Raw genomic sequence first — 21,763 nt, 5'->3', positions numbered from 1 at the left:
GGCATTCGCCTCAGACGCGCCCCAGTCGCCGCACGATCATATAGATGATGCCGGCGATGACGACCGAGATCGCCGTCACCACCCAGAAACCCAGCGGCGTGTCGACCAGCGGCAGCCCGCCGACATTCATGCCGAACAGGCCGGAGATGATGGTCATCGGCAAGAGCACCGCCGTCATGACGGACAGGACATAGAGCAGCTGGTTCGACTGCTCGGTCAGCTTGGCCATCAGCTCGTCCTGCAACAGGCGCGTGCGCGCCTGCAATTGCTCGCCGTCGTGATGCAGCGTGTGCGCCCGGTGCGATAGCCGCGTCGCCATGTCGTTGATCGGGTCCGGCAGCTCGTTGCGATGTGAGTGGTCGAGGTGGCGGAAGAGATTGGTGAGCGTCGCCATCTGCCGGTGGATCAGCACCAGCTGCCGGCGCGCATCGACCAGCGCCTGGCGCTCGCTGTGCCATGCATCGACGACGATCCGGTCCTCGATGCCGTCCAGCGTATCGCCCATCTTGTCGAGCTCGGCCGCCATGCCGTCGAGCGACTGGCCCATCACCGCCTCGATCAGCTCGGCCGGCGTGCGGAATTTTCGCGTGCCGCTCTCCACCAGCTTGCGGACCTTGTCGACCGATTCCAGCGGCTGCTTGCGGGCGCCGACCAGCATCCTGTCATTGAAGGCGAAGCGGAAATGGGTGAGCCCGCGCGCCTCGGCAAAATCGTGCCTGAGGTCGGGCAGGTCGCCATAGAGGAAATCGCCCTCGAAATCGATCTGGCAGCCATGGCTGGGCGACAGGAAGGCATCGCGCACCGGCGCCGGCAGGGCCTGCTCGGCGCCTATCTCCTGGCGGGCGCGTATGTCCGTGATCTGGTAGCTGCGCCAGCTCCAATGCGCCTCGGCGGGATCCTTGGCGCGGGAACCGTCGGCCTTGAAATGATAGACGAAGAACAGCCCGTGCTCATCCGGCAGGTAGGGCGAGAGGTCGGTGCCTTCGGCGGGGAGGGCGACGTTCATGGCGGCTTCGCCGGCTCTTGATGCGGTCGGGGTCGCGGGGGGCGGCCAGGCAGCGTTTCTAGCATGCACCACCCGTTTGGGTGTGACAGTTCGATGACGGCCGGCGCTCAGGCGGCATCGTCCTGATTCCGCGCTTTTCCAAAAAATTCTTCCGTGCCCCGGGAATAAAGCCCGGGCCTTCCGGGTCTTGGCTGTAGCGAGGCCATCCTCCCCAGGCACGCATCAACCAACCCGGAAGGAATACGCAAATGAACAGAACCGTCTTCACCGCAGTCGCCATCCTGGTTGCCACCGGCAGCGCCTTTGCCGGCAGCGACCGCTTCCCCTGGACGAATGGCGGCCAGCAGGCCGCCGCCGTCGACATCATCACCACCGCTTCCATCGCGAAGCCCGACATGGACCGCCACGACATGAAGCCGGCGGCCAGGATTGCTGCGGAAGAGCCCGGCCAGGGCATTTGGGGTCGCTGAGCCGGCGGGATCGAAAGGATCCTCGCCCCGGAGTCAGAACCGCAGGTTCTGATCCCCGGCGGGACCGAGAGGTCCTCGCCCAGGAGCTCGGGGCGAAGGGTTCTGATAGCGGCGGGAAGGCACGCCTTGCCGGGTCGGAAACCAGACGTCCCGATCTCCCCGGCGCCGGCCGGTCTTCAGTCGGACCGGCCGGCTCCGGTTTCCACAGCCGGCGGAGGGTCGCACCGGGCCCTCCGCCATTCCCTGCATGTCGCCCAAAAGTGCACAGCGGTTTTGGGACAACGACAAGCGGCAAAACAATGGACTACCGCCTGAAACCTGAAGCAAACGCCCAAGCCACAAGAGGAGATTTCTGATGTTCAACATGACACGCCGCATGGTGCTCGGTTCCGCCGCCGCCGCGGCCGCCTTCGGCATTGCCGGCAAGCTGGAATTCGCGCCCGCGGCTTACGCCGAAACCCCGGTCGAGCCGCTGGTCGGCTTCTACAAATACAAGGTCGGCTCGCTCGAGGTCACCGCCGTCTATGATGGCATCTGGCGCAAGCCGCACGACCCGGCCTTCATCAAGGACGTGTCGGTCGACGACACCAAGGCGGCACTCGCCAAGGCCGGACTGACCACCGAATTCATGCCGATCCCGCTCACCGTCGTGGTGCTTCAGATGAACGGCCGCATCATCATGATGGACGCCGGCTCCGGCGTCGGCCAGTGGCAGGCCAACGCCACGCATCTGCCGGCCAACATGAAGGCCGCCGGCATCGACTACAAGGCGATCGACACCATTCTGATCTCCCATTTCCATCCCGACCATGTCTGGGGCCTGATGGAGAAAGGCACCAACAATCCGGTGTTCCCGAATGCCGAGCTGATCGTCAACGCCACCGAATACAATTGGTGGACGGATCCGAGCCGCCTCGCCAAGCTGCCCGAGGGTCGCAAGCCGGCGGGCAAGCGCATCGCCGAGAACTTTCCGAAATGGAAGAACTGGAAGCTGGTCGACGACGGCACGGAAGTGGTGCCCGGCATCCGCCTCATGGCGGCGCCCGGCCACACGCCCGGCCATTCCGTCCATCATGTCGATGCCGGCTCCGAGCAGTTCCTCGTCTCGGCCGACACCATGTACGTGCCGGCGCTGCTTGCCCCGCATCCCGAATGGCAGGGCGCTTATGACCAGGACGGGCCGATGGCGATCACCACGCGCCACCGGATTATCGACCAGGTGATCGCCGACAATGTCCGCATCTGCGGTTCGCACTTCCCGTTCCCCGGCACAGGCAGCTTCGTCAAGGACGGCAACGCCTACGCCTTCACCCCAACCCAGATCTGATCTCAAATCGAATCCTGAACAGAAAGCGACAACTCAAATGAAACACGCACTTTTCGCGGTGCTCGGCGCCATTGCGGTCTTGACCGCGGCCCCGATCGCCATCGCCGTTCCGGCCTATGCCGTGGACGACATCGAAGGCGCCGACGCGCCGGACCTGACGGCCGTGAAGGCCAAGATCGAGGCCAAGGATTACAAGGGCGCGCTGGCCGACCTGCGCGACCTCGCGCAGGACAACCAGCAGGCCGACGTCTACAATCTGCTCGGCTTCACGCTGCGCAAGACCGGCGACTACCAGACCTCGCTCACCTACTACACCAAGGCGCTGGAGCTTAAGCCCGATCACAAGGCCGCGCATGAATATCTGGGCGAACTCTATGTCGAGACCGGCGACATGGCCAAGGCCAACGAGCAGCTCGCCTCGCTGCAAAAACTCTGCCCGGCCGGCTGCGAGGAGCTTGCCGACCTCAAGCAGGCCATCGACACGAAGGTGACGAAGTAAGGCGTCTATTTCCTCGCCCCGCAAAGCGGGGAGAGGTGGCCGCGAAGCGGCCGGAGAGGGGCCAGACCTTGGCTCGATCAATACCACTTTTTGGGCGCCACGGCGGTAGCGCCCGAAAACCGGAGCCGGCGTTCCTCTCCCTCGCGCCGGCTCCGACCTTTCAACCTCGGGCGCGCCTTCACGTGGACGCGGGCGACCGCCCATTTTCCAAGATGCCTATTTCCAAAGATTGGAGCCGACCATGACACCGATCGAACTTACCGAAAAACTTTACGCCAGGGACGTGGTCCTGCTTGCCGGCCGACTGCTGCTGTCGCTGATCTTCGTGCATGAGGGCCTGGGGCTGGCGACGCATTTCGAAGGCGCTGAGAAGGCGATGGCCGCGCTCGGCGTCGGCACGCCGCTGCTTGTCGCCACCATCGCGCTGCAGCTCGGCGCGGGCCTGTCGGTGGCGCTCGGCATCCTGGCGCGGCTGGGCGCGATCGGGCTCGGCCTGTTTTGCCTGATGACGGCCGGCCTCTTCCACACCAACTTCGCCAGCCAGAACGAATTGCTGCATTTCGAGAAGGACCTGGCAATCGCCGGCGGCATGTTCATCCTGGCGCTCAGTGGCGCGGGTAGGCTGTCGGTGGACAGGGTGCTGATCGCGACGATGAACGGCAAGGTGAGCTCGAAGGTGAAAGCCGAAACGGCGCCGAGCGAACCGCATCTGTCGGCGGGCGCGACCAGCCTGCCGGTGTGACGCGACCTACTGCTGTACCGGCCCTTTAGCCTTGGCCGGCCAGCGCCGAGAGGCTGCCCAGCAGCTTCGTCCGGTCCTTGCCGATCATCAGCACGCTGCTGTCGGGCGCAAGCAATGCGGAGAAAGGCAGCATCGCCGCGCCGATCGGCGAGGCCTCGGGACCGAACTTTCCGGCCACGATTTCCGGCGCGACGATGCCGATGGCGCTGACCCTGTTGAACTGGTTCTGCACCCTCGCCAGCAGCTCGAGATGGATCGAGCGCGGCAGGATCGAGTCCAGCACGACCGCCTCGATGTCGATGACCGATGTGATGGCGATGATCGCTTCGACCAGCGCGCTGGCGCAGTCCTCGATCCATTCGAACAGCGGCTCGCGCGCGCCGGGCGGCATGGGATCGAGCTCGCGCACCCGGACGATCTCGACGCCGCGCGATTTCAGGTGATTGACGAGCACATAGATCGAGGCGCGGTGCAGCAGGCTCTGGTAGCGCGCTGGCTTCGCCGCGACCGAATCGAGACTTGACGGCGAGACCGGCAGCGGGCCGAGCGCGGCGCTGTTGCCATGCGGGCCGGTATGCACCTTGCCGCTCTGCACCAGGCCGCCGCCGACGAAGGTGTCGATGGAGATATGCATGAAGTCGTGGAAGCGCGCGCCGGCGCCTTGCACGAGCTCGGCCAAGGCCGCCGAGGTGGCGTCGTTCTCGATGAACACCGGCGCCTTCGGCGGGGTTGCGAAGAAGGTCATGAGGTCGATTGCTTCCCAGCGATCGCCAAGGTCGTCGGGAAAACCCAGCTCCTCGCTCCAGCCGCCGAGGAAATAGGGGGAGGCGATGCCGACGCCGACGATCGAGGCATCGTCGAGGCCATCGACCAGCGCCTCGAAATTGGCGAGCGAGGTGTTGCCGGCCTTGCGCACCGGATCCGGGTCCGGATAGCGGTATTCGTGCGACGCGCGCGCCCGCACCTCGCCGGCGAAATCGACAAGCACCGCTTCCAGTGCGCGCCGGCCGATCTTGATGCCGACGCTGTAGATGCGCTCCGGCGCCAGTCGGTAGAGGATGGAGGGCGATCCGCGCTGCCCGAACCTTTTTCCCACTTGCTTTACGAAACCGGCCGACTCCAGCCCGTCGACGATATCGGCGACGGCGGCAGGGGTGAGGTGGGCGGCACGCGCCAGATCGGACTTGGACGCCTCCTTCAGGCGGCGGATGGCGTCGAGCACGAAACGTTCGTTGTAGTGCCGAACCTTGACCGAATTGCTGCCTTTTCCGGACAAAACGCCATCTCCCAGGTCTTGCCGCCGATGCGGCCGGCTCTATTTGCAATCGCGGCCGTGAAGCCGCCGGATCACGGCTGAGCGCGACGCGACACTGCGCGTTGCACATCAGGAAGTCAATTTTCGGTTGCGGGTTCCGCATATTTAATATAGCAAATTGAAAAAATAACTACGACCCAGGGAGGAAACGTGCTGCAGCAAGGCGCGCTTGGCGAAGCCGTAGCGACGGTGGCAGGGGCAATTGCTCCTGTGGCGCTGGTCGGCGCCACCAAGGCCTTTGGCGGCACCGTCGCGCTGAATGACGTTTCCTTCGAATTGCGTTCAGGCGAGGTGCTCGCGCTGCTTGGCGAGAACGGCGCCGGCAAGAGCACCTGCGTCAAGCTGCTTGCCGGCGTGCATGCGCCGACGGACGGCCATGTCGAGGTCGATGGCAAGCCCGCCGCTTTCCGTTCCCCGCACGATGCTCAGGCCGCCGGCATCGCGGTCATGCACCAGCATCCGGGCCTCTTTCCCGACCTGTCGGTGGCCGAGAACATCTATCTCGGACATATGCCGCGCGGCTTCGGCGGCATCGACAACGCCGCCATGCTTGCCGGCGCCAAGAAGGTGCTGGGGACCGTCGGCCTTGCCGTGCCGGCCGACACCCGGCTCGGCGCCCTGCGCACCTCCGAGCAGCAACTGGTCGAGATCGCCCGCGCGCTTTCGCTCGATGCGCGCGTGCTGATCATGGACGAGCCGACCGCCGCGCTCTCGCAGCGCGAGGTCGAGCGGCTTTTCGCCGTCGTCGCCGATCTCAAGTCGCATGGCGTGGCGATGATGTTCGTGGGTCATCGCATGGACGAGATCTTCCGCATCGCCGACCGCATCGCCGTGCTGCGCGACGGCCGCCTGGTCGGCGTCAAGCCGAAGGCCGAGCTCGGCCGCACTGCTGCGATCTCCATGATGGTCGGCCGCGAGGTCAGCGATCTCTATCCGGACCGCCGCGAAAAACCCGGTGCGCTGGTGCTGGAGGCAAGCGGACTGTCGCGTGCCGGCGCCTTCGCCGATATCGACCTTAAGCTCCATGCCGGCGAAGTGGTGGGCTTAGGCGGCCTAGTCGGCAGCGGCCGCACCGAGATCGCGCGCGTGCTGTTCGGCATCGACCAGCCTGACGGCGGCGAGATCGTCATCGACGGCAAGCCGGTGCGCTTCACGTCCGCGCGCGACGCCATGGACGCGCGCATCGCCTATGTCTCGGAAGACCGCATGGGCCAGAGCCTGGTGATGGATTTCGGCGTTCTCGACAACGCCGTGCTGCCGGTGCTCGACAAGGCATCTCGCTTCGGCCTCTACGGCACCGACCGCGCCATCGGCCTCGTCGCCGACTGGCTGAAGCGCATGAAGCTGCGCTTCGCCGGCTACGGTCAACCGGTGAAGGAGCTTTCCGGCGGCAACCAGCAGAAGGTGGTGCTGGCCAAATGGCTGCGCACCGAGCCGCGGGTCTTGATCCTCGACGAGCCGACGCAAGGCATCGACGTCGGCACGAAGGCCGAGGTGCATGCCATGATCGCCGACCTTGCCGCCCAGGGCATGGCGATCCTGCTGATCTCGTCCGAAATGCCAGAGCTCATCGGCATGTGCGACCGCATCGTCGTGCTGCGCGAGGGCCATCGCACGGCCGAGTTCGCGAGCGGCGAAGCCACGCAGGAAAAGGTGCTCGAGGCCGCGACCCGCGCCTTCGAGAAACCCGGTGCGGTGACCGAGGCCGCGCAAGCCGCTCTGGAAGAAGCAAGCAAGGGTCCGGCAAATCTCCTCAAGCGCCGCGAATTCGGCCTGCTTGCCGCCATGCTGGCGGTCGCCATTCCGGTCACCATCATCAATCCGCGCATGGTCAGCGCCGCCAATCTGACGGCGGTCTCGATGGACGCGGCGCTGCTGGTGGTAGCGGCCCTTGCCCAGATGCTGATGCTGATCACCCGCAATATCGATCTCTCCATCGCTTCGGTGATCGGCTTGTCGGCCTATATGGCGGCCAGCATGGTGCAGGCCTATCCCGGCCTCGATATCGCCATTGGCCTGGCGACCGCCTGCGCCGTCGGCACCGTCTGCGGGCTCATCAACGGCCTCGTCGTCACCCGGGGAAAAATCCCGGCGATCGTCGTCACCCTTGCCTCGATGTCGATCTTCCGCGGCTTCAACTCGATCTGGGCCGCCGGCAACCAGGTCAGCGCCGACGAGGTGACGCAGAGATGGCTCGACATGACCGGGCTGAAACTTGCCGGCGTGCCGCTGATCGTCGCCATCGCGATCCTCATCCTCAGCGCCGGCTATGTGCTGCTCTACCGCACGGCGATCGGCCGCGAGCTGTTCGCCACCGGCTCCAATCCCGACGGCGCGCGGCTCATCGGCATTCCCGTCGACCGGCGCATCCTGATGGCCTTCGGACTGGCGGGACTGCTCGGCGGCTTGTGCGGCGCGCTGTGGGCCTCGCGCTACGCCACCATCGACGCCCGCGTCGCGCTCGGTTTCGAGCTGACGGTCATTGCGTCCGCCGTGGTCGGCGGCGTCGCCATCCGCGGCGGCTCCGGTACGCTGCTCGGCATCGTGCTCGGGTCGCTGACGCTCTTGGTCATCAAGAACGGGCTGACGCTGGTGCGGGTCGATCCGCTGTGGCTGCAGGGCGTCTACGGCCTGGTGATCCTCGTCGCCATCGGCATCGACACCTTCATCATGCGCCGCGCCGAGCAGGCAAGACAGGCGAGGATGAGATGACCAAGCTCCTCCGCTCGATCGACTTCTGGGACCTGCTGCTGGCAGCCGCCTGCCTGGCCGTCTTCCTCTACGCCGCGGTTTTCGTGCCGAACTTCGTCTCCGGCTTCAACCTCTCGCAGCTTGCCGCCAGCGCTTCGGAAAAGGCGCTGCTGATCCTGCCGATGACGCTGCTGATCATCGCCCGCGAGATCGACCTCTCGATCGCCTCGGTGCTGGCGCTGGCCTCGGTGATCTTCGGCCTAATGGTCCAGGCCGGCATGCCGACATTCGCCGCGATCCCGCTGACGCTGCTCTTTGGCGCGCTGCTTGGCGCCTTCAACGGCTTTCTGGTTTCCGCGCTCGGCCTGCAGTCGCTGGTGGTGACTCTGGGCACCATGGCGCTCTATAGGGGCATCGGCTACATCCTGCTCGGCACCGGCTCGGTCAACATCCTGCCACCTGAGATCGTCGATTTCGGCATCGACAACCTGCCGGGCACGCAGATCCCCTGGACCATCGTGCCCTTCCTGGCGCTGGCGCCGGCCTTCGCGGTCGTGCTGCAGAAGACAGCGACCGGCAAGCGGCTCTACGCGCTCGGCGGCAGTCCGGAAGTCGCCCGCTACTCCGGCATCGGCACGCACCGCATGGTGCTTTCGCTCTTCGTCGTGTCGGGCGTCGTCGCGGCGATCGCCGGCATCGTCTACACCGCGCGCCTTTCCAACGCGCGCGCCAACAACGCGCTCGGCATGGAGCTCGACGTCATCACCATCGTGCTGCTCGGCGGCGTCAGCGTCTTCGGCGGCAAGGGCCGCCTGACCGGGGTGATGCTGGCGCTGGTGCTGATAGCCATCATCCGCAACGTGCTCGCCCTCAACCAGATCGGCGGCGACGCTCAAGGGATGATCATCGGCCTGCTTCTGATCGGCTCGCTGCTCATCGGCAACTACTGGCGCTCCCTGGAGGAGCGCCTCTCAAGATCGCGCGCCTTGCGCGAAACCAAGGGGTGATCTCGGGCCCCTTTCCTGCAAGCCCGAATTCTTAACGGAGGAGTGTACAATGAAAGCGTTTCGACTAGCCCTGCTTGCAACCTCGGTCCTGCTTGCGCCTGCTTCGCTGGCCTTCGCCGACGAATGCGCCAAGGAGCCGGTGACCGTCGGCTTCCTGCCCAAGCTCGACACCGATCCCTATTTCAAGGTCGCCCAGCAGGGCGCGGAAGAGGCCGCCAAGGAGATCGGCGGCAAGGCGATCCAGGTCGCGCCCTCGCAGGCGACTGCCGAGGCGCAGATCGATTTCATCAACAGCCTGGTCACGCAGAAGGTCGGCGTCATCGCCATCTCGGCCAACGATGCCAACGCCGTCGCGCCGGCGCTGAAGCGCGCCGCGCAGCAGGGCGTGAAGGTCGTGTCCTACGACTCCGACGTCGCCGGCGAGGCCCGCGCGGTCTTCGCCAACCAGGCCAAGGGCGACAGCCTTGCCGAGATGATGCTGGAAAGCGCCTACAATCTGATGGGCGGCGAGGGCGACTTCGCCATCCTGTCGTCGACGCCGACGGCCACCAACCAGAACGCCTGGATCGACTTCATGAAGAAGAAGATGGCGGCCGAGCCGAAATTCGCCAAGATGAAGCTGGTGCAGGTCGCCTATGGCGAAGAGAGCGAGCAGGTCAACCAGCAGCAGGCGCTGGCGCTGGTCCAGGCATTCCCCGATCTGAAGGCGATCATCGTGCCGGCCGGCATCGGCCTGCCTGCTGCCGCGCGCGCCCTCGAGGAAGCCGGCCTGATGGGCAAGGTGAAGCTGACGGGCCTGGCGCCGGCGACGTTGATCTCGAAATACATCAAGGACGGCTCCGCCCAGGACATCTGGTGGAACGTCTCCGATCTCGGCTACTTGACCTATCAGGCCGCACAGGCCCTGGCGCAGTGCAAGATCACCGGCAAGGAAGGCGAAAAATTCAAGGCCGGCCGCCTGGGCGAATACACGATCGGCGCCGGCGGCGAGCTGGTGCTCGGCCCGGCCAAGATCGTGACGCCGGAGAACCTGGCCGAGTTCAAGTTCTGATTCTTTCGAACCCGGCGGGCGTCAGCGCGCCCGCCGCTTCTTTCCCGAGCGACCGGACGGTTAGGCCATGAAGATCCTGCTTGCGGGCGAAACCTTTTCGGCCACGACATCGGTGGCATCCGGCACCGAGGTGCTGACCAGCGCTGCCTATATCAACGGCGCCGCCGCCTTCAACGCCGCTCTGGCCGCCGAAGGCATCTCGGTCACCCAGATCGGCGGCGAACGCTGCCCGGCCGAGTTCCCTTACGATCTCGCAGCGCTTGCTCCCTATGGCGCGGTGGTGATCTCCGATGTCGGCGCGCTGAGCCTGCTGGTGACGCCCGAAGCCCGCGCCGGCCGCGTCGGCGTCAACCGCCTCGATGTGCTGAAAGCCTATGTCGAGGGCGGCGGCGGCCTGATGCTGGCCGGCGGCTATATGGGCTTCCAGGGCATGTTCGGCACCGCGCGCTTCCACGACACGCCGGTGGAGGATGTGCTGCCGGTACGCTGCCTGCCGTTCAGCGACGGGCTGGAAGTGCCGCAGGGGCTGCAGCCCTCCATCCTTCAGGCGTCGCATCCGATCCTTGCCGGCATCGAGGGGCCGCTGCCTCCGGTCCTCGGCATGAACAAGACCGATTTCCGCCGCGACGGCACTTCCCGGCTACTCGCCTCCTGCCACTATCGCGGCGCGGACTGGCCGTTGCTTTCGGTGCGTGAGCTTGGCAAGGGCCGGACCGCCGCCTGGACGACAGACATCGGGCCGCACTGGCTGTCGCAGGATTTCCTGGCATGGCCGCTCTACGGCCGGCTGATGGCCAACATCATCCGCTGGATATCGGGCGCCTGACCCTTTGACCAGTGCCGCCGCCCGGCACTCCCTCCGGGCCTCGCCAAGTTGACCGCCTTGATCTTGTGCTGGAGTACGGCATGCCCGTGGATGTGACGTGGGTGTCGGGGTTAGGGCGGCCTCTACAACACGCTCGTGATCCCGCCATCCACCAGCAGCGTCTGTCCCGTCACGAAGCTTGCTGCGTCCGACGCCAGGAACACCGCCGCGCCCGCCAGTTCCTCTACATCGCCCCAGCGCCGCATCGGCGTGCGCCCGGTGAGCCAGCTGGAGAATTTCTCGTCGGCGACCAAAGCTGCGTTCAGCTCGGTCTTGAAATAGCCCGGCGCGATGGCGTTGACGCGCACGCCGTGCTGGCCCCATTCGCCAGCCATCGACTTGGTCAGCATGGTGATCGCCCCCTTGCTTGCCGCGTAAGGCGCGATCGAGGGGCGGGCGAGCGCGCTCTGCACCGACGACACGTTGATGATCACGCCCTTGCGGCGCGCAATCATCCCTTTGACCGTCGCCCGGCTCACCTTGAAGACGCCGTCGAGGTTGGTCGCCATCAGCGCGTCCCAGTCGGCATCGGAAAAGGTCTCGAGCGGCGCCCGGCGCTGGATGCCGGCATTGTTGACCAGGATGTCGATCGGGCCGGTGCCGGCCTCCGAAGCCGCGATTGTCGCGTCGACCGACTGCGTGTCGGTCACGTCGATCACCGCCTCAGCCACCACGTAGCCCTCGGCGCGCAAACGGTCGCCGGCGGCCTTCAACTCGTCGGCCTTGCGGCCGCCTATGGTGACGCGTGCGCCCGCGCCGGCCAACGCCTCGGCGAAGGCGAGGCCCAGCCCGCGGCTGGCGCCGGTGATGAAGGCATGCCTGCCTTCGAGGCCGAAGAGACGGCCGAGATAATCAGTCGAGCGCAATTTGCACCTTTTTCGATTGCGATTTGTCGCTGGCCAGGTTGAAAGCCTTGCGGGCCTTGGCCAGCGGCAAAGTGTTGCTGAGCAGGGGCGCCGGAATTCTTCCTCCCACAGCTAGCAGCAAAGCCCGGCTCCACTCAACCGATTCATCTGATAAATCGGACTAACAAGCGGGCTGTGCCGCATTGGTAATTAGTCGGTGCGGTATCGATCCCGCACGTGTAACACTCAGCGGCAGACTCCAACGGGCCGGGACAAATGGCAGGCAACCAGACCTCATCGGTGACGGATGACATAACCAATAGGCTCGGCCGCTAGATTCTCGGCGGGCTGTTTCCGCCCGGCGCGACTTTGCTTGGCGAGGAAGAGATATGCGCCCGCTTCGGCGCCAGCCGCAGTGCCGCGCGCGAAGCGGTGAAGATCCTGTCGGCCAAGGGCCTGTTGCTCACCCGCCCACGGCGCGGCTCGCGCATCCGCCCGCTGAAGGACTGGAATTTCTTGGACCCTTCGGTGCTGGGCTGGTTGCGCGCCAGCGCCACCCCGCGCCACTTCATCATCGAGCTTCTGGAAGTGCGGTTGGGCTTCGAATGCGAGGCCGCGGCCCTTGCCGCGAGCCGCAACAACGCGCACGAGATCGCTGCCATTCGCGAGGCCTTCGAAGCGATGCGCGCGGCATCGTCCGGCCAGGGCGATCCGGTCTTGTCGGACGCCGCCTTTCACGAGGCGGTGCTTGCCGCCACCGGCAACCGCTTCTTCCTGCCGCTCTCGGCGCTGATTCATACCGCTCTGCAATACAGCGTGCCGACCACCAACGCGCTGTTCGGCCACCCAGTGGGCGACCTCGACGCGCATGGCAAGGTGCTGAAGGCGATCGAGGCCGGCGACGCCGCCAGAGCGCGCAAGGCTATGCACGACATGCTGAGCGAGGTGCTCGCCCGCGTGCGCACCGCCGTCGAGCTCACCGGTGCCAACTGAACCGGCGATGGCGTCATCGTCATCCCCCGCGCTCTCGGCAAGCATTGGCGCGTTCAGGCGGCCGCGGGCCGCCTTGGCTTTCGCAAAGTCTTGACGCCGGCCATCTCGACGAAGTTGGTCGCCGACTCCCACAGATAATCGCCATAGAGGAATGGGGCGAAGTCGCTGGCGCCTGTGATCGGCAGCGGTGCGATCTCGGCGTCGACGCGCGGCTCGTAGAAGAAGGGGATGGAATAGCGCGCCGTCTTCGGCGCGATCACCCGGTGGCGCGTCGCCTGCACCACGCCGCCCGTCCAGCGCTCCAGCAACTGGCCGAAATTCACCGCCAGAGTGCCGTCGGCGGGCGGCACGTCGATCCACTCGCCGGCATGGTCCTTGGCCTGCAGGCCTTCGACGCCGTCCTGCGCCAGCAGCGTGACGAAGCCGGAATCGGCGTGCTCGCGGCCGATGACCAGCCGACGCTCGCCCTTATGCATGACCGAATATTCAGGCTTCGACAGGTCGACCGCGCCGTCCTCGCTGCGCAGCGGATAGCGGATCAGCCTGAGTGTCGAGATGCCGCCCTGGAAATGGCCGTCGAAAATGTCGTCCTCGAGCCTGAGGCTGCGCGCGATCGAGGCCATCAGCGCCGCGCCGACCTTCTCCATCGAGCGGTAGTAATGCGCTGCCGCCGCCTTCCATCCTGGAACATCGGCCTCGGCGGGAAGTGGCGTGCGCTCCAGGAGAGGATCATCGGCGGCGAACCCGGCATCGGCATGGGCGATGTCCGGCCCCATGTCGATGCCTTCCTTGTAGGACACCGCGGTCGGCTGCAGCGGGAACCAGCCGCGATAGTAGTTCGATTTCGACGGGTCGAAATTCCAGCGCAGCAGCTTTCGCTTTTCCGCATCCGGCAGCTCGAAGATCTTCAACAGCTCGCCGCGCCGCTCGCGCGTCAGAAGCTCCGCGCCCGGAAAGCCGCGCGCGGTCATGAAGCCGATGCCGGAGGCAGCAGTGAAGATCTGGCGGTCTGCCTCGTCGCGGGCAGGCGACGGCGGACCGAACAGCGGCGCGATGTCGATGGCGGGGATGCCCCCGGTGGTGTCGTCACTCATCTCATGATCCTTGCGATGCTTCGAACCGGCGTGCCGCAATCGTGAAGAAGCGCACGCGCGATGACAAGCCACGGCAGAGTTGGCGCAATACAGAAAAGGTGTGAGCGGTCGGGCTCCGCGACCGGCTCAGCGCGCCGAGGCCGTCGCCGCGGACGGCGCCGGCGGGGTGATGGGCAATCGCTGCTTGGGCCCTCCGGCTACTTCCCCACAATGCGCCGATGCACCCGCTCCAGGCTTTCCGCGAAGGCCTCGAATGTGCCGCGCTCGGTCAGCTCGCGCAGCACCTGCTCGTTGATGCCGCCGCGCGTCACATAGTCCTGCGCAAGATGCATGAAATCTTCGTCCGGCGCCGTATCCGGCGCATTGGCCAGCGCCTTGAAGATGCTGGTGATGTAGTCGCGTGCCTTGTCGCCCGAAACACCCTGGCTGCGCACCCAGGCGTGGATCGTGTCGAGATATTTGAAATAGCTGGCATAGGTCGCGGTGACGACGCTGAGAGCGTCGAACTCGCTCTGGTCTTCGACCTCGATCACACCGCCCAGTCTGCCGAAGAACGCCGCCATGATCGGGTCCGGCGGACAGATGATCGTCGCGCCCTGCAAGCGGGCGATCATAGGCATCGGCAGGGCCTTGCCGACATGCGTCGCCGGCGCCACGAGGCCGGCTATCTCCTCGCGCGATATCGTCGCGATCAGGCTGACGACATGGTGGTCCGGCCGGAACCGCAGCTCTTGAAGCACCTCGCGCGCGATCTGCGGCCGCACCGTGAGCATGACGGTGTCGCACTGGTCGAGCACGGCTTGGTTGTCGGCGGCGATGCGCACATCCGGAAAGCGCTGGGCAAGCTCCGCGGCGATCGCCTCGTTGCGCGGCGAGACCACCACCGGCGTCGTCTCGCCCGGCAGCGATTTCAGCCCGGTGACGATGGCCGAGCTCAACGCGCCCGTGCCGACAAAGCCAAGTCTCATGGAAGTTTCGCCCTGTTTCGGATTGCCGCCGACAATAGCGACGGTTCCGTTGCCGGCAAGGGTAGGCCCGGCCCGACCGCGCTGGCAAGGATTCCAACTGTTACGCGCAATTAAGGCCCGACTGATACATTCCGCTGCGTTCGATCGGGAGTGTGGCCATGAGCCAGCGCGCGTTCATCACTCTGCTCATCCTGATGGCGGTGCTCGTGGCACTGTCGGCGACATCGTTCCTGGGCGCCATGATCGGTTTCCTGTTCGGCATTGCCATTGCCTTCCTCGTCGCCGGGCCGGTCATGCTGATCGGCAAGGTGCTCGATAATAACGGCATAGCCATATCCGGTCAGACGGCCCTGTGGGTGCTCGCCGGCTTTTATGCGCTGCTCATTCTCGCCGCGGCATTCCAGATCTGGCGCCGGCTTCAGCGTCAGGAACCCGATCAGGCGCGATCCGCGGGGATGCGGCTGGCGCTGCTCCTTGCGCTGCCCGCGATGGCGTGGCTGTCGCTGAATGCGATGCAGGACGCTTGGCCGTGAAGGCGCCGCATGTGCGGCCACCTCGTGGATAAAGTCCTGCTTCACCGCTTCGGTCCAAAGCCCGGATAGGGGTTGAGCGGGACGATCGCCGCGATGTCCATCATCCCGGCCTCGATCAGCGGCAGCGTGGCAAGGTGGCCGCGCACTTCCTTCTCGTCCGCCGCCTCGAACATTATGCCAGTGCCGGGAATGTCGCCGCGGTTCCAGATCTGGCGCACTGCGCCTTGCGCGTAGAGCGTCTTGCGCTGCTCGGATTCAGGCGGCAGCAGCGGCGCGAAATCGGCGTCGCCGAACTTCTGGGTGTTGCGAGCGAGAAGGGCAAAGAACTGCATGGCGGTCTCCTTTGTGGCTGGTTGATGCCGGAGGTATCGCGTCATCTGATTAGACTGTCCAAGACTGATTAGGCTATGGTTGAGACCATTTCAGACTGAGCATGGAGGCGAAGATGCTCGACCTGCGCCAGATCAGATATTTCGTCGCTGTCGCCGAGGCCGGCAATGTCGGCCGCGCCGCCACGCAATTGCACATTTCCCAGTCACCCTTGAGCCGGCAGATCATCCAGCTCGAGGAGCAACTCGGTGTCGCCTTGTTCGAGCGGGCGAAGCAGCGGGTCCATCTCAACGCCGAAGGCAAGGCCTTCCTTGCCGAGGCCCGCGCCTTGCTTGCCAATGCGGCGCGGCTGGAAGAACTCGGCCGCAACCTCGCCAGTGGCGCCGCCGGCAGCCTCGCCATCGGCTATGTCGAGGGCGCCGTGCATTCCGGACTGGTCGCCGCGATGTTGAAGGATTTCCGCCGCGCGCGGCCGGATTTCCACCTGCAATTGCGCAGCCGGCGGACAGCGGCGCAGCTCGAGGATCTGCGGCAGCGCGCGCTCGACCTCGGCTTCGTCTATTCGCCGGCGCCGGAAGGCGACCCCGACCTTGAAAGCATGCTGGTGCGGCGCGAGCCGCTGGTGCTCGCAATGCCGCAGCGTGATCCGCTCGCCGATGTCGCCGACATCCAACCTAGCCAGCTCGACGGCCGCGTCTGGATCACTGTCGTGCGCCAGCCCGGCGACACCAACCGCGCGCAGTTCCTGGCAGCCTGTGCCGAATCCGGCTTCATGCCCGATATCGCCTATGAGACGGCCGATCCCTTGACCTCGCTCGGCCTGGTCAGCGCTGGACTGGGCCTGGCGACGGTACAGAAAAGCCTGCGCTCGACCGCGCCGCCCGGCATCGTTTTCCGGGACCTGCTCTGGTTCAAGCGCAGCGTTGAGATCCACCTAGCGTGGCGGCGGAATGATCGGAGGGCGGCGATTGGGGATTTGAGGGAGGCGGTAAGTAGGGGAGTAGGGGAGTAGGGGAGTAGGTTCCGGGGTGCCGTTTGCGGCATCCTAAACATACTTCCTTATTCCCTTACTCCCCTAGATCTACATTTTGTCGATCAACGACCGCACACCCTCCGTCGGCGCGTCGACCGACGATCCGGCCACCATGATGGCGGCGACGATCGCCTCCGGGTCGTCAACGACCAGCGGTTTCACCCGCTGCGCGGTGTGGATGAAGCCTTCGGCCGACATGTGCTCGATCAGCGCCAGCATCGGGTCCCAGAAACCCTTTATGTTGGCGAAGACGATCGGCTTGCGATGATGGCCGAGTTGCGCCCAGGTCATGATCTCGACGATCTCCTCCACCGTGCCTATGCCACCGGGCAGTGCCACAAAGGCGTCGGATTTCTCGAACATGCTGTGCTTGCGCTCGTGCATGTTGTCGGTGATCAAGAGTTCGTCGAGCTTGTCGAGCGCGGTCTCGGTCGCTTCCTTGTTGATCAGGAAGCGCGGGATGATGCCGGTGACCTTGCCGCCGGCCTTGAGCGCGCCATCGGCGACGGCGCCCATGATGCCCTTGGTGCCGCCGCCATAGATCAGGCGCAACCCGGACTTGGCAAGCGAGCGGCCGAGCGTGTGGCCGGCCTTGATATAGGCCTCGTCGCGGCCCGGAGACGAGCCGCAATAGACGCAGACGGATCGAATCGTGTTCATGGCGATGATTGGTGATGGGGACGGTTGGCGCGGTCAAGCCCGCGGGCGGGCTTTTTCTTGTGAGCATGGAGAAAACACGCTAGACCGGGCGTTAGGTGGCTAAGGGGGCAATAAAGAGTTATGGCTGTCAATCCATTGAAGGCGTTTCTGTTCGCGGCAGGCGGCTCGGTAGCCGTGGCCGGGACCGCCTATGTATCGGGCGCGCTCGATCCGTATCTGAACCAGAAGCCGGCGCAGATCGCAGCGCTGCCGCAGACCGACGCGAAACCGGCTGAATCCTCGAGCACGAGCACAGAGGCGCGCGTGCCCCAGGCTCCTTCAAACACAAAGGCTCCGGCGAACACGATGGCGCCAGCCAATACCATGGCGCCCGCCAATAAGATGGCGCCGGCCAATACAATGGCATCGGCCAACAATGCTACCGCCCCGGCCGCCCAGGCGCCCGCCGCCGCGGCCGGTCCGACACTGCCGACCTTCGATGTCGTGCGCGTCGAGGGCAATGGCTCGATCGTCGTCGCCGGCAGCGCCGCGCCCAACGCCAAGGTCGAGATCCTGAATGGCGGCACCGTGCTCGGCTCGACCGATTCCGGTCCCGACGGGGCCTTCGCCATCGTGCTCGACGATCCGCTGAAGCCCGGCGACTATACGATCACTCTGCGCCAGACGGTTGGCGGCACGACCGTCGCCTCGGCCCAGACCGCCGTCGTCTCGGTGCCGCAGAGCCCGACCGGCCAGGTGCTGGCCATGGTCGAGGAGCCGGGCAAGGCCTCGCAGCTGATCACCGTTCCTGAGGCCGAGACCAAGCCGGGCGCGACCGACCAGGCCGCCGCACCCGCGGCCCAAGCTCCGGCTACGACTGCGCCGGCCGCGTCCAGCACGGCGCCGGCCGCGGCCGCGCCCGCCGCCACCGACCAAGCGTCTGCTCCGGCGGACGCGCCGGCCGCGGCTGCTGCTTCGGAACCCAAGATCGCCGTCGAAGCGGTCGAGATCGACGGCAGCAAGATCTTCGTCGCCGGCACCGCCGATCCCGGCCGCAAGGTGCGCGCCTATGCCGACGCCATCCTGCTCGGCGATGCAAAAACCGCGCCCGACGGCCATTTCCTGATCGAGGCGACACGCGACATTCCGGTCGGCAACTACACCATCCATGTCGATGGCCTGGACGATGACGGCGTCAAGGTCGTCGCGCGCGCCGCCGTGCCGTTCGAGCGCGAGCCCGGCGAGTCGATCGCCGCCGTCGCCCCGACCGAAACAAAGACCGGCGAGGCCAAGCCGGCCGAGACCAAGCTTGCACAGGTCCAGGGCGCCGGGTCTCAGGCCGCGGAAGCCAAGCCGGCAACGGCCGCCGAGGCGCCCGCGACCGCCGAAACCAAGCCAGCCGCGACGACAGCAACGGCAACGGCCGAAGCGACCGCTCCCAGCACCACGCCGGCACCGGCCGCCGAGGCCCCCGCCAAGGTCGCGGAGGCGGCGCCTTCGACCGACGTGCCCGAGACGGTCGCGCCGAAGCTCGAACATGCCGACGGCGCCGTCATCATCCGCCGCAACGACACGCTCTGGCGCATCTCGCGCCGCGTCTACGGCCATGGCGTGCGCTATTCCACCATCTATCTCGCCAACCAGGACCAGATCCGCGATCCCGACCATATCTGGCCGGGCCAGGTGTTCAAGGTGCCTTCCAGGTCGAAGGAAGGCGAGGATGCCGACATGAAGGCCATGGGCGAGCAGGCGACGACTGCGCCGACGAAGACGGAGTAGAGGTTGGCGAATAGCCAATCTCCCCCCTAGTGGGGGAGATGCCCGGCAGGGCAGAGGGGGGCGCTGTCCCGCCGACTTGTCAGTCTTGCTGCTTCCCGCAAATCGCCGACGCCAGCGATGTACCACCTTATTTTGAGTGGTCGCGTTCCTTCGCGCCCCCCTCTGGCCTGCCGGGCATCTCCCCCACGAGGGGGGAGATTAGCTCTCTACCCATCCGCCTAGCTTGCCCTCTCACCGTCCATCGTCTATCGCCGATGAACGATGTCCGAATCCCCCGAAGCCCGCTGCAGCGACAGCCACGCCATGGCGCTCCGCCTGGCGGCGCTGTCGCATCCGGCACGCATCGAGATCCTGAAGCGCCTCTCGGCCAGCCACTGCTGCTCGTGCCGCGAGGTGGTCGACCATCTCGACCTCGCCCAGTCGACCGTCTCGCAGCACTTGAAAGTGCTGGTCGAGGCGGGGCTGGTCCGCTTCGAGGCCGACCGGCAGCGCTCGCGCTATGCCGTGGACCACGCCGCGCTCGCCGGCGTCTCCGCTTCGCTCACCCAGCTCGTTGATTCCTGCTGCCCCAGCTTCTCACCCAAAAGGCAAGACTAGTGGCCGAAAAGACCGTATCCGCCGAAGCCGGCACCCTCACCACGCTGCGTAACCTGTGGCCCTATATGTGGCCGGCCGAGCGCGCCGATCTCAGGGCCCGCGTCACCTGGGCGACGCTGCTTCTGGTCGTCGCCAAGCTGACACTGGTCGCCGGCCCCTATTTCTTCAAATGGGCGACCGACGCGCTGGCCCACGCCTCGAAGACGCCGCCGCCGCTTCCGACCTTCCTGCTGGCGCCTGTAGCGCTGGTCATTGCCTACAACGTGCTGCGCCTGATCCAGCTCGGCTTCAACCAGCTGCGCGACGCGCTGTTTGCCCGTGTCGGCCAGTATGCGGTGCGCCAGCTCGCCTTCCGCACCTTCGTCCACATGCACCAGCTGTCGCTGCGCTTCCATCTCGAGCGCCGCACCGGCGGCCTGTCGCGCATCATCGAGCGCGGCACCAAGGGCATCGAGACGATCGTGCGCTTCATCATGCTGAACACGGCGCCGACCATCCTCGAATTCGCGCTGACGGCCGGCATATTTGCCTTCACTTATGGCTGGAAATACGTCGCCGTGGTCGCCGTCACCGTCAGCCTCTATGTCTGGTTCACCGTCAGGGCGAGCGACTGGCGCATCTCGATCCGCCGCGACATGAACGACAGCGACACCGACGCCAACACCAAGGCGATCGACTCGCTGCTCAACTTCGAGACGGTCAAGTATTTTACCAACGAGGCCATGGAGGCCGAGCGTTTCGACCGCTCGATGGCGCGCTACGAGATCGCCGCGACGAAAACCTGGACCTCGCTCGGCTGGCTGAACTTCGGCCAGGGCCTCATCTTCGGTCTGGGCACCGTCATCGTCATGTGCATGTCGGCGCTGGAGGTGCAGGCCGGCAGGCAGACGGTCGGCGATTTCGTCTTCATCAACGCCATGCTGATCCAGCTTTCGGTGCCGCTCAACTTCATCGGCTTCATCTACCGCGAAATAAGGCAAGGGTTGACCGACATCGAGCATATGTTCGACCTGCTCGACGTGCCCCAGGAGATCGTCGACAAGCCGGACGCGAAGCCTTTGAAGGTCGGGCCCGGCAAGGTCGAGTTCCGCGACGTGCATTTCTCCTATGATCCCAACCGCAAGATCCTGAAGGGCGTCTCCTTCGACGTGCCGGCCGGCAAGACGGTGGCGATCGTCGGCCCGTCCGGCGCCGGCAAGTCGACCATCTCCAGGCTGCTGTTCCGTTTCTACGACGTGCAGGGAGGCAAGGTGCTGATCGACGGCCAGGACATCCGCGACGTCACGCAGGAGAGCCTGCGGGCGGTGCTCGGCATGGTCCCGCAGGACACCGTGCTCTTCAACGACACCATCGCCTACAACATCCGCTATGGTCGCGTCGGCGCCAGCGAGGAGGAGGTGCGCAAGGCGGCCGAGCTCGCCCAGATCGGCCCGTTCATCCAGAAGCTGCCCGAGGGCTACCGTTCGATGGTCGGTGAGCGCGGGCTGAAACTCTCAGGCGGCGAGAAACAGCGCGTGGCGATCGCCCGCACCATCCTGAAGGCGCCGCCGATCCTGATGCTGGACGAGGCGACTTCGGCGCTGGACACCCAGACCGAGCAGGAGATCCAGGCCGCGCTCGACCTGGTCAGCAAGGGCCGCACCACCATCGTCATCGCGCACCGGCTGTCGACAGTGATTTCGGCCGACGAGATCATCGTGCTGAAGGACGGCCAGATCGCCGAGCGCGGCACCCATGCGGCGCTGCTTGCCAAGCACGGCCTCTACGCTTCGATGTGGGACCGCCAGCGCGAAGCGACCGAAGCCGAGGAGCGCCTGCGCATCGCGCGCGAGGGCGACGAGCTTGGGGTGATTGTGAGAAGAAGGACGTCGGAGGTAAGCTAGCGCCTCTTCCTTCTCCCCCTGTGAGGGCTTTGCACGGAACCGGGTTGGTGATTCCGTAGGTCAGGAATGAAGGGGGATGATTCGGATGGTCGATCG

The 21,763-nt window shown here is 65.7% G+C and carries 21 protein-coding genes; 14 read left to right on the top strand and 7 right to left on the bottom strand.

What is annotated here, in order from left to right; translation table 11 throughout:
- Window positions 1-10: 10 nt before the first annotated feature.
- Window positions 11-1,006, bottom strand: coding sequence for a transporter (locus FJ956_RS24590; protein WP_140684611.1), 996 nt, complete (start codon window positions 1,004-1,006; stop codon window positions 11-13).
- A gap of 248 nt (window positions 1,007-1,254) precedes the next feature.
- Between FJ956_RS24590 and FJ956_RS24585 the strand changes: the two genes are divergently transcribed.
- From FJ956_RS24585 to FJ956_RS24570, 4 genes are all read left to right on the top strand, one after another.
- Window positions 1,255-1,476: a DUF680 domain-containing protein gene (locus tag FJ956_RS24585; RefSeq protein WP_140684610.1), complete on the top strand. Its 222-nt coding sequence runs from the start codon at window positions 1,255-1,257 to the stop codon at window positions 1,474-1,476.
- 355 nt (window positions 1,477-1,831) lie between these two features.
- Window positions 1,832-2,803 carry an MBL fold metallo-hydrolase gene (locus FJ956_RS24580; protein WP_140684609.1) on the top strand — a complete coding sequence of 324 codons (972 nt, stop codon included), beginning with the start codon at window positions 1,832-1,834 and terminating at the stop codon, window positions 2,801-2,803.
- 37 nt (window positions 2,804-2,840) lie between these two features.
- Window positions 2,841-3,302 (top strand): tetratricopeptide repeat protein, encoded by a 462-nt coding sequence (locus FJ956_RS24575; protein ID WP_140684608.1) that lies wholly within the window; start codon window positions 2,841-2,843, stop codon window positions 3,300-3,302.
- Window positions 3,303-3,543: 241 nt separating this feature from the next.
- Window positions 3,544-4,044 carry a DoxX family protein gene (locus FJ956_RS24570; protein ID WP_140684607.1) on the top strand — a complete coding sequence of 167 codons (501 nt, stop codon included), beginning with the start codon at window positions 3,544-3,546 and terminating at the stop codon, window positions 4,042-4,044.
- A 25-nt stretch (window positions 4,045-4,069) separates the two neighbouring features.
- On the opposite strand, the gene FJ956_RS24565 is transcribed toward FJ956_RS24570, so the two are convergent.
- A complete protein-coding gene (locus tag FJ956_RS24565; RefSeq protein ID WP_140684606.1) occupies window positions 4,070-5,320 on the bottom strand; it encodes an ROK family transcriptional regulator in 1,251 nt (416 codons plus the stop codon).
- 189 nt (window positions 5,321-5,509) lie between these two features.
- On the opposite strand from FJ956_RS24565, the gene FJ956_RS24560 reads away from it, so the two are divergent.
- The 4 genes from FJ956_RS24560 to FJ956_RS24545 all read left to right on the top strand — a co-directional run bounded on the left by FJ956_RS24560 (window position 5,510) and on the right by FJ956_RS24545 (window position 10,934).
- Complete coding sequence (locus FJ956_RS24560; protein WP_140684605.1) at window positions 5,510-8,071, top strand: ATP-binding cassette domain-containing protein; 2,562 nt, start codon at window positions 5,510-5,512, stop codon at window positions 8,069-8,071.
- Window positions 8,068-9,057, top strand: a complete 990-nt coding sequence (locus tag FJ956_RS24555; protein ID WP_140684604.1) for an ABC transporter permease — start codon at window positions 8,068-8,070, stop codon at window positions 9,055-9,057. Before FJ956_RS24560 ends, FJ956_RS24555 begins: the two co-directional genes overlap by 4 nt.
- Before the next feature lie 49 nt (window positions 9,058-9,106).
- The gene (locus FJ956_RS24550; protein ID WP_140684603.1) at window positions 9,107-10,108 is read left to right on the top strand and encodes a rhamnose ABC transporter substrate-binding protein; all 1,002 of its coding nucleotides are present in this window, start codon (window positions 9,107-9,109) and stop codon (window positions 10,106-10,108) included.
- 67 nt (window positions 10,109-10,175) lie between these two features.
- A complete protein-coding gene (locus FJ956_RS24545) occupies window positions 10,176-10,934 on the top strand; it encodes a glutamine amidotransferase (RefSeq protein ID WP_140684602.1) in 759 nt (252 codons plus the stop codon).
- Between the two features lie 122 nt (window positions 10,935-11,056).
- On the opposite strand, the gene FJ956_RS24540 is transcribed toward FJ956_RS24545, so the two are convergent.
- Complete coding sequence (locus FJ956_RS24540; RefSeq protein ID WP_140684601.1) at window positions 11,057-11,839, bottom strand: glucose 1-dehydrogenase; 783 nt, start codon at window positions 11,837-11,839, stop codon at window positions 11,057-11,059.
- A 315-nt stretch (window positions 11,840-12,154) separates the two neighbouring features.
- Here FJ956_RS24540 and FJ956_RS24535 point away from each other — a divergent pair, with 315 nt between their 5' ends.
- Window positions 12,155-12,811 carry a FadR/GntR family transcriptional regulator gene (locus tag FJ956_RS24535; protein WP_348641119.1) on the top strand — a complete coding sequence of 219 codons (657 nt, stop codon included), beginning with the start codon at window positions 12,155-12,157 and terminating at the stop codon, window positions 12,809-12,811.
- Between the two features lie 53 nt (window positions 12,812-12,864).
- Here the strand turns inward: FJ956_RS24535 and FJ956_RS24530 are convergent, their stop codons facing one another.
- Together FJ956_RS24530 and FJ956_RS24525 are read right to left on the bottom strand one after the other, a co-directional pair.
- The gene (locus FJ956_RS24530) at window positions 12,865-13,905 is read right to left on the bottom strand and encodes a 2OG-Fe(II) oxygenase family protein (RefSeq protein WP_140684599.1); all 1,041 of its coding nucleotides are present in this window, start codon (window positions 13,903-13,905) and stop codon (window positions 12,865-12,867) included.
- Window positions 13,906-14,102: 197 nt separating this feature from the next.
- Complete coding sequence (locus tag FJ956_RS24525; RefSeq protein ID WP_140684598.1) at window positions 14,103-14,873, bottom strand: pyrroline-5-carboxylate reductase; 771 nt, start codon at window positions 14,871-14,873, stop codon at window positions 14,103-14,105.
- Window positions 14,874-15,031: 158 nt separating this feature from the next.
- Here FJ956_RS24525 and FJ956_RS24520 point away from each other — a divergent pair, with 158 nt between their 5' ends.
- Window positions 15,032-15,406 carry a hypothetical protein gene (locus FJ956_RS24520; protein ID WP_140684597.1) on the top strand — a complete coding sequence of 125 codons (375 nt, stop codon included), beginning with the start codon at window positions 15,032-15,034 and terminating at the stop codon, window positions 15,404-15,406.
- Between the two features lie 41 nt (window positions 15,407-15,447).
- Here the strand turns inward: FJ956_RS24520 and FJ956_RS24515 are convergent, their stop codons facing one another.
- Window positions 15,448-15,738, bottom strand: coding sequence for a muconolactone Delta-isomerase family protein (locus FJ956_RS24515; RefSeq protein ID WP_140684596.1), 291 nt, complete (start codon window positions 15,736-15,738; stop codon window positions 15,448-15,450).
- Between the two features lie 113 nt (window positions 15,739-15,851).
- Here FJ956_RS24515 and FJ956_RS24510 point away from each other — a divergent pair, with 113 nt between their 5' ends.
- Window positions 15,852-16,748, top strand: coding sequence for a LysR family transcriptional regulator (locus FJ956_RS24510; protein WP_140684595.1), 897 nt, complete (start codon window positions 15,852-15,854; stop codon window positions 16,746-16,748).
- A gap of 69 nt (window positions 16,749-16,817) precedes the next feature.
- Here FJ956_RS24510 and FJ956_RS24505 read toward each other — a convergent pair whose 3' ends face one another.
- Window positions 16,818-17,429: a TIGR00730 family Rossman fold protein gene (locus FJ956_RS24505; protein WP_140684594.1), complete on the bottom strand. Its 612-nt coding sequence runs from the start codon at window positions 17,427-17,429 to the stop codon at window positions 16,818-16,820.
- A gap of 120 nt (window positions 17,430-17,549) precedes the next feature.
- On the opposite strand from FJ956_RS24505, the gene FJ956_RS24500 reads away from it, so the two are divergent.
- From FJ956_RS24500 to FJ956_RS24485, 3 genes are all read left to right on the top strand, one after another.
- Window positions 17,550-19,187: a LysM peptidoglycan-binding domain-containing protein gene (locus FJ956_RS24500; protein WP_140684593.1), complete on the top strand. Its 1,638-nt coding sequence runs from the start codon at window positions 17,550-17,552 to the stop codon at window positions 19,185-19,187.
- Between the two features lie 261 nt (window positions 19,188-19,448).
- Window positions 19,449-19,784, top strand: coding sequence for a metalloregulator ArsR/SmtB family transcription factor (locus FJ956_RS24490; protein ID WP_140684592.1), 336 nt, complete (start codon window positions 19,449-19,451; stop codon window positions 19,782-19,784).
- A complete protein-coding gene (locus tag FJ956_RS24485; protein WP_140684591.1) occupies window positions 19,784-21,667 on the top strand; it encodes an ABC transporter ATP-binding protein/permease in 1,884 nt (627 codons plus the stop codon). The genes FJ956_RS24490 and FJ956_RS24485 overlap by 1 nt, the downstream gene beginning before the upstream one ends.
- Window positions 21,668-21,763 lie beyond the last annotated feature (96 nt).

It is taken from the genome of Mesorhizobium sp. B2-4-3, assembly GCF_006442815.1.
Taxonomy (GTDB): Bacteria; Pseudomonadota; Alphaproteobacteria; order Rhizobiales; family Rhizobiaceae; genus Mesorhizobium.
This window is presented reverse-complemented; position numbering and strand designations above follow the sequence as displayed.

Excerpts from the sequence above, each read along its gene's own strand:
- FJ956_RS24590 (WP_140684611.1), bottom strand. The coding sequence starts at position 1,006 with ATGAACGTCGCCCTCCCCGCCGAAGGCACCGACCTCTCGCCCTACCTG.
- FJ956_RS24585 (WP_140684610.1), top strand. The coding sequence starts at position 1,255 with ATGAACAGAACCGTCTTCACCGCAGTCGCCATCCTGGTTGCCACCGGC.
- FJ956_RS24580 (WP_140684609.1), top strand. The coding sequence starts at position 1,832 with ATGTTCAACATGACACGCCGCATGGTGCTCGGTTCCGCCGCCGCCGCG.
- FJ956_RS24575 (WP_140684608.1), top strand. The coding sequence starts at position 2,841 with ATGAAACACGCACTTTTCGCGGTGCTCGGCGCCATTGCGGTCTTGACC.
- FJ956_RS24570 (WP_140684607.1), top strand. The coding sequence starts at position 3,544 with ATGACACCGATCGAACTTACCGAAAAACTTTACGCCAGGGACGTGGTC.
- FJ956_RS24555 (WP_140684604.1), top strand. The coding sequence starts at position 8,068 with ATGACCAAGCTCCTCCGCTCGATCGACTTCTGGGACCTGCTGCTGGCA.
- FJ956_RS24550 (WP_140684603.1), top strand. The coding sequence starts at position 9,107 with ATGAAAGCGTTTCGACTAGCCCTGCTTGCAACCTCGGTCCTGCTTGCG.
- FJ956_RS24545 (WP_140684602.1), top strand. The coding sequence starts at position 10,176 with ATGAAGATCCTGCTTGCGGGCGAAACCTTTTCGGCCACGACATCGGTG.
- FJ956_RS24530 (WP_140684599.1), bottom strand. The coding sequence starts at position 13,905 with ATGAGTGACGACACCACCGGGGGCATCCCCGCCATCGACATCGCGCCG.
- FJ956_RS24525 (WP_140684598.1), bottom strand. The coding sequence starts at position 14,873 with ATGAGACTTGGCTTTGTCGGCACGGGCGCGTTGAGCTCGGCCATCGTC.
- FJ956_RS24520 (WP_140684597.1), top strand. The coding sequence starts at position 15,032 with ATGAGCCAGCGCGCGTTCATCACTCTGCTCATCCTGATGGCGGTGCTC.
- FJ956_RS24515 (WP_140684596.1), bottom strand. The coding sequence starts at position 15,738 with ATGCAGTTCTTTGCCCTTCTCGCTCGCAACACCCAGAAGTTCGGCGAC.
- FJ956_RS24510 (WP_140684595.1), top strand. The coding sequence starts at position 15,852 with ATGCTCGACCTGCGCCAGATCAGATATTTCGTCGCTGTCGCCGAGGCC.
- FJ956_RS24505 (WP_140684594.1), bottom strand. The coding sequence starts at position 17,429 with ATGAACACGATTCGATCCGTCTGCGTCTATTGCGGCTCGTCTCCGGGC.
- FJ956_RS24500 (WP_140684593.1), top strand. The coding sequence starts at position 17,550 with ATGGCTGTCAATCCATTGAAGGCGTTTCTGTTCGCGGCAGGCGGCTCG.
- FJ956_RS24490 (WP_140684592.1), top strand. The coding sequence starts at position 19,449 with ATGTCCGAATCCCCCGAAGCCCGCTGCAGCGACAGCCACGCCATGGCG.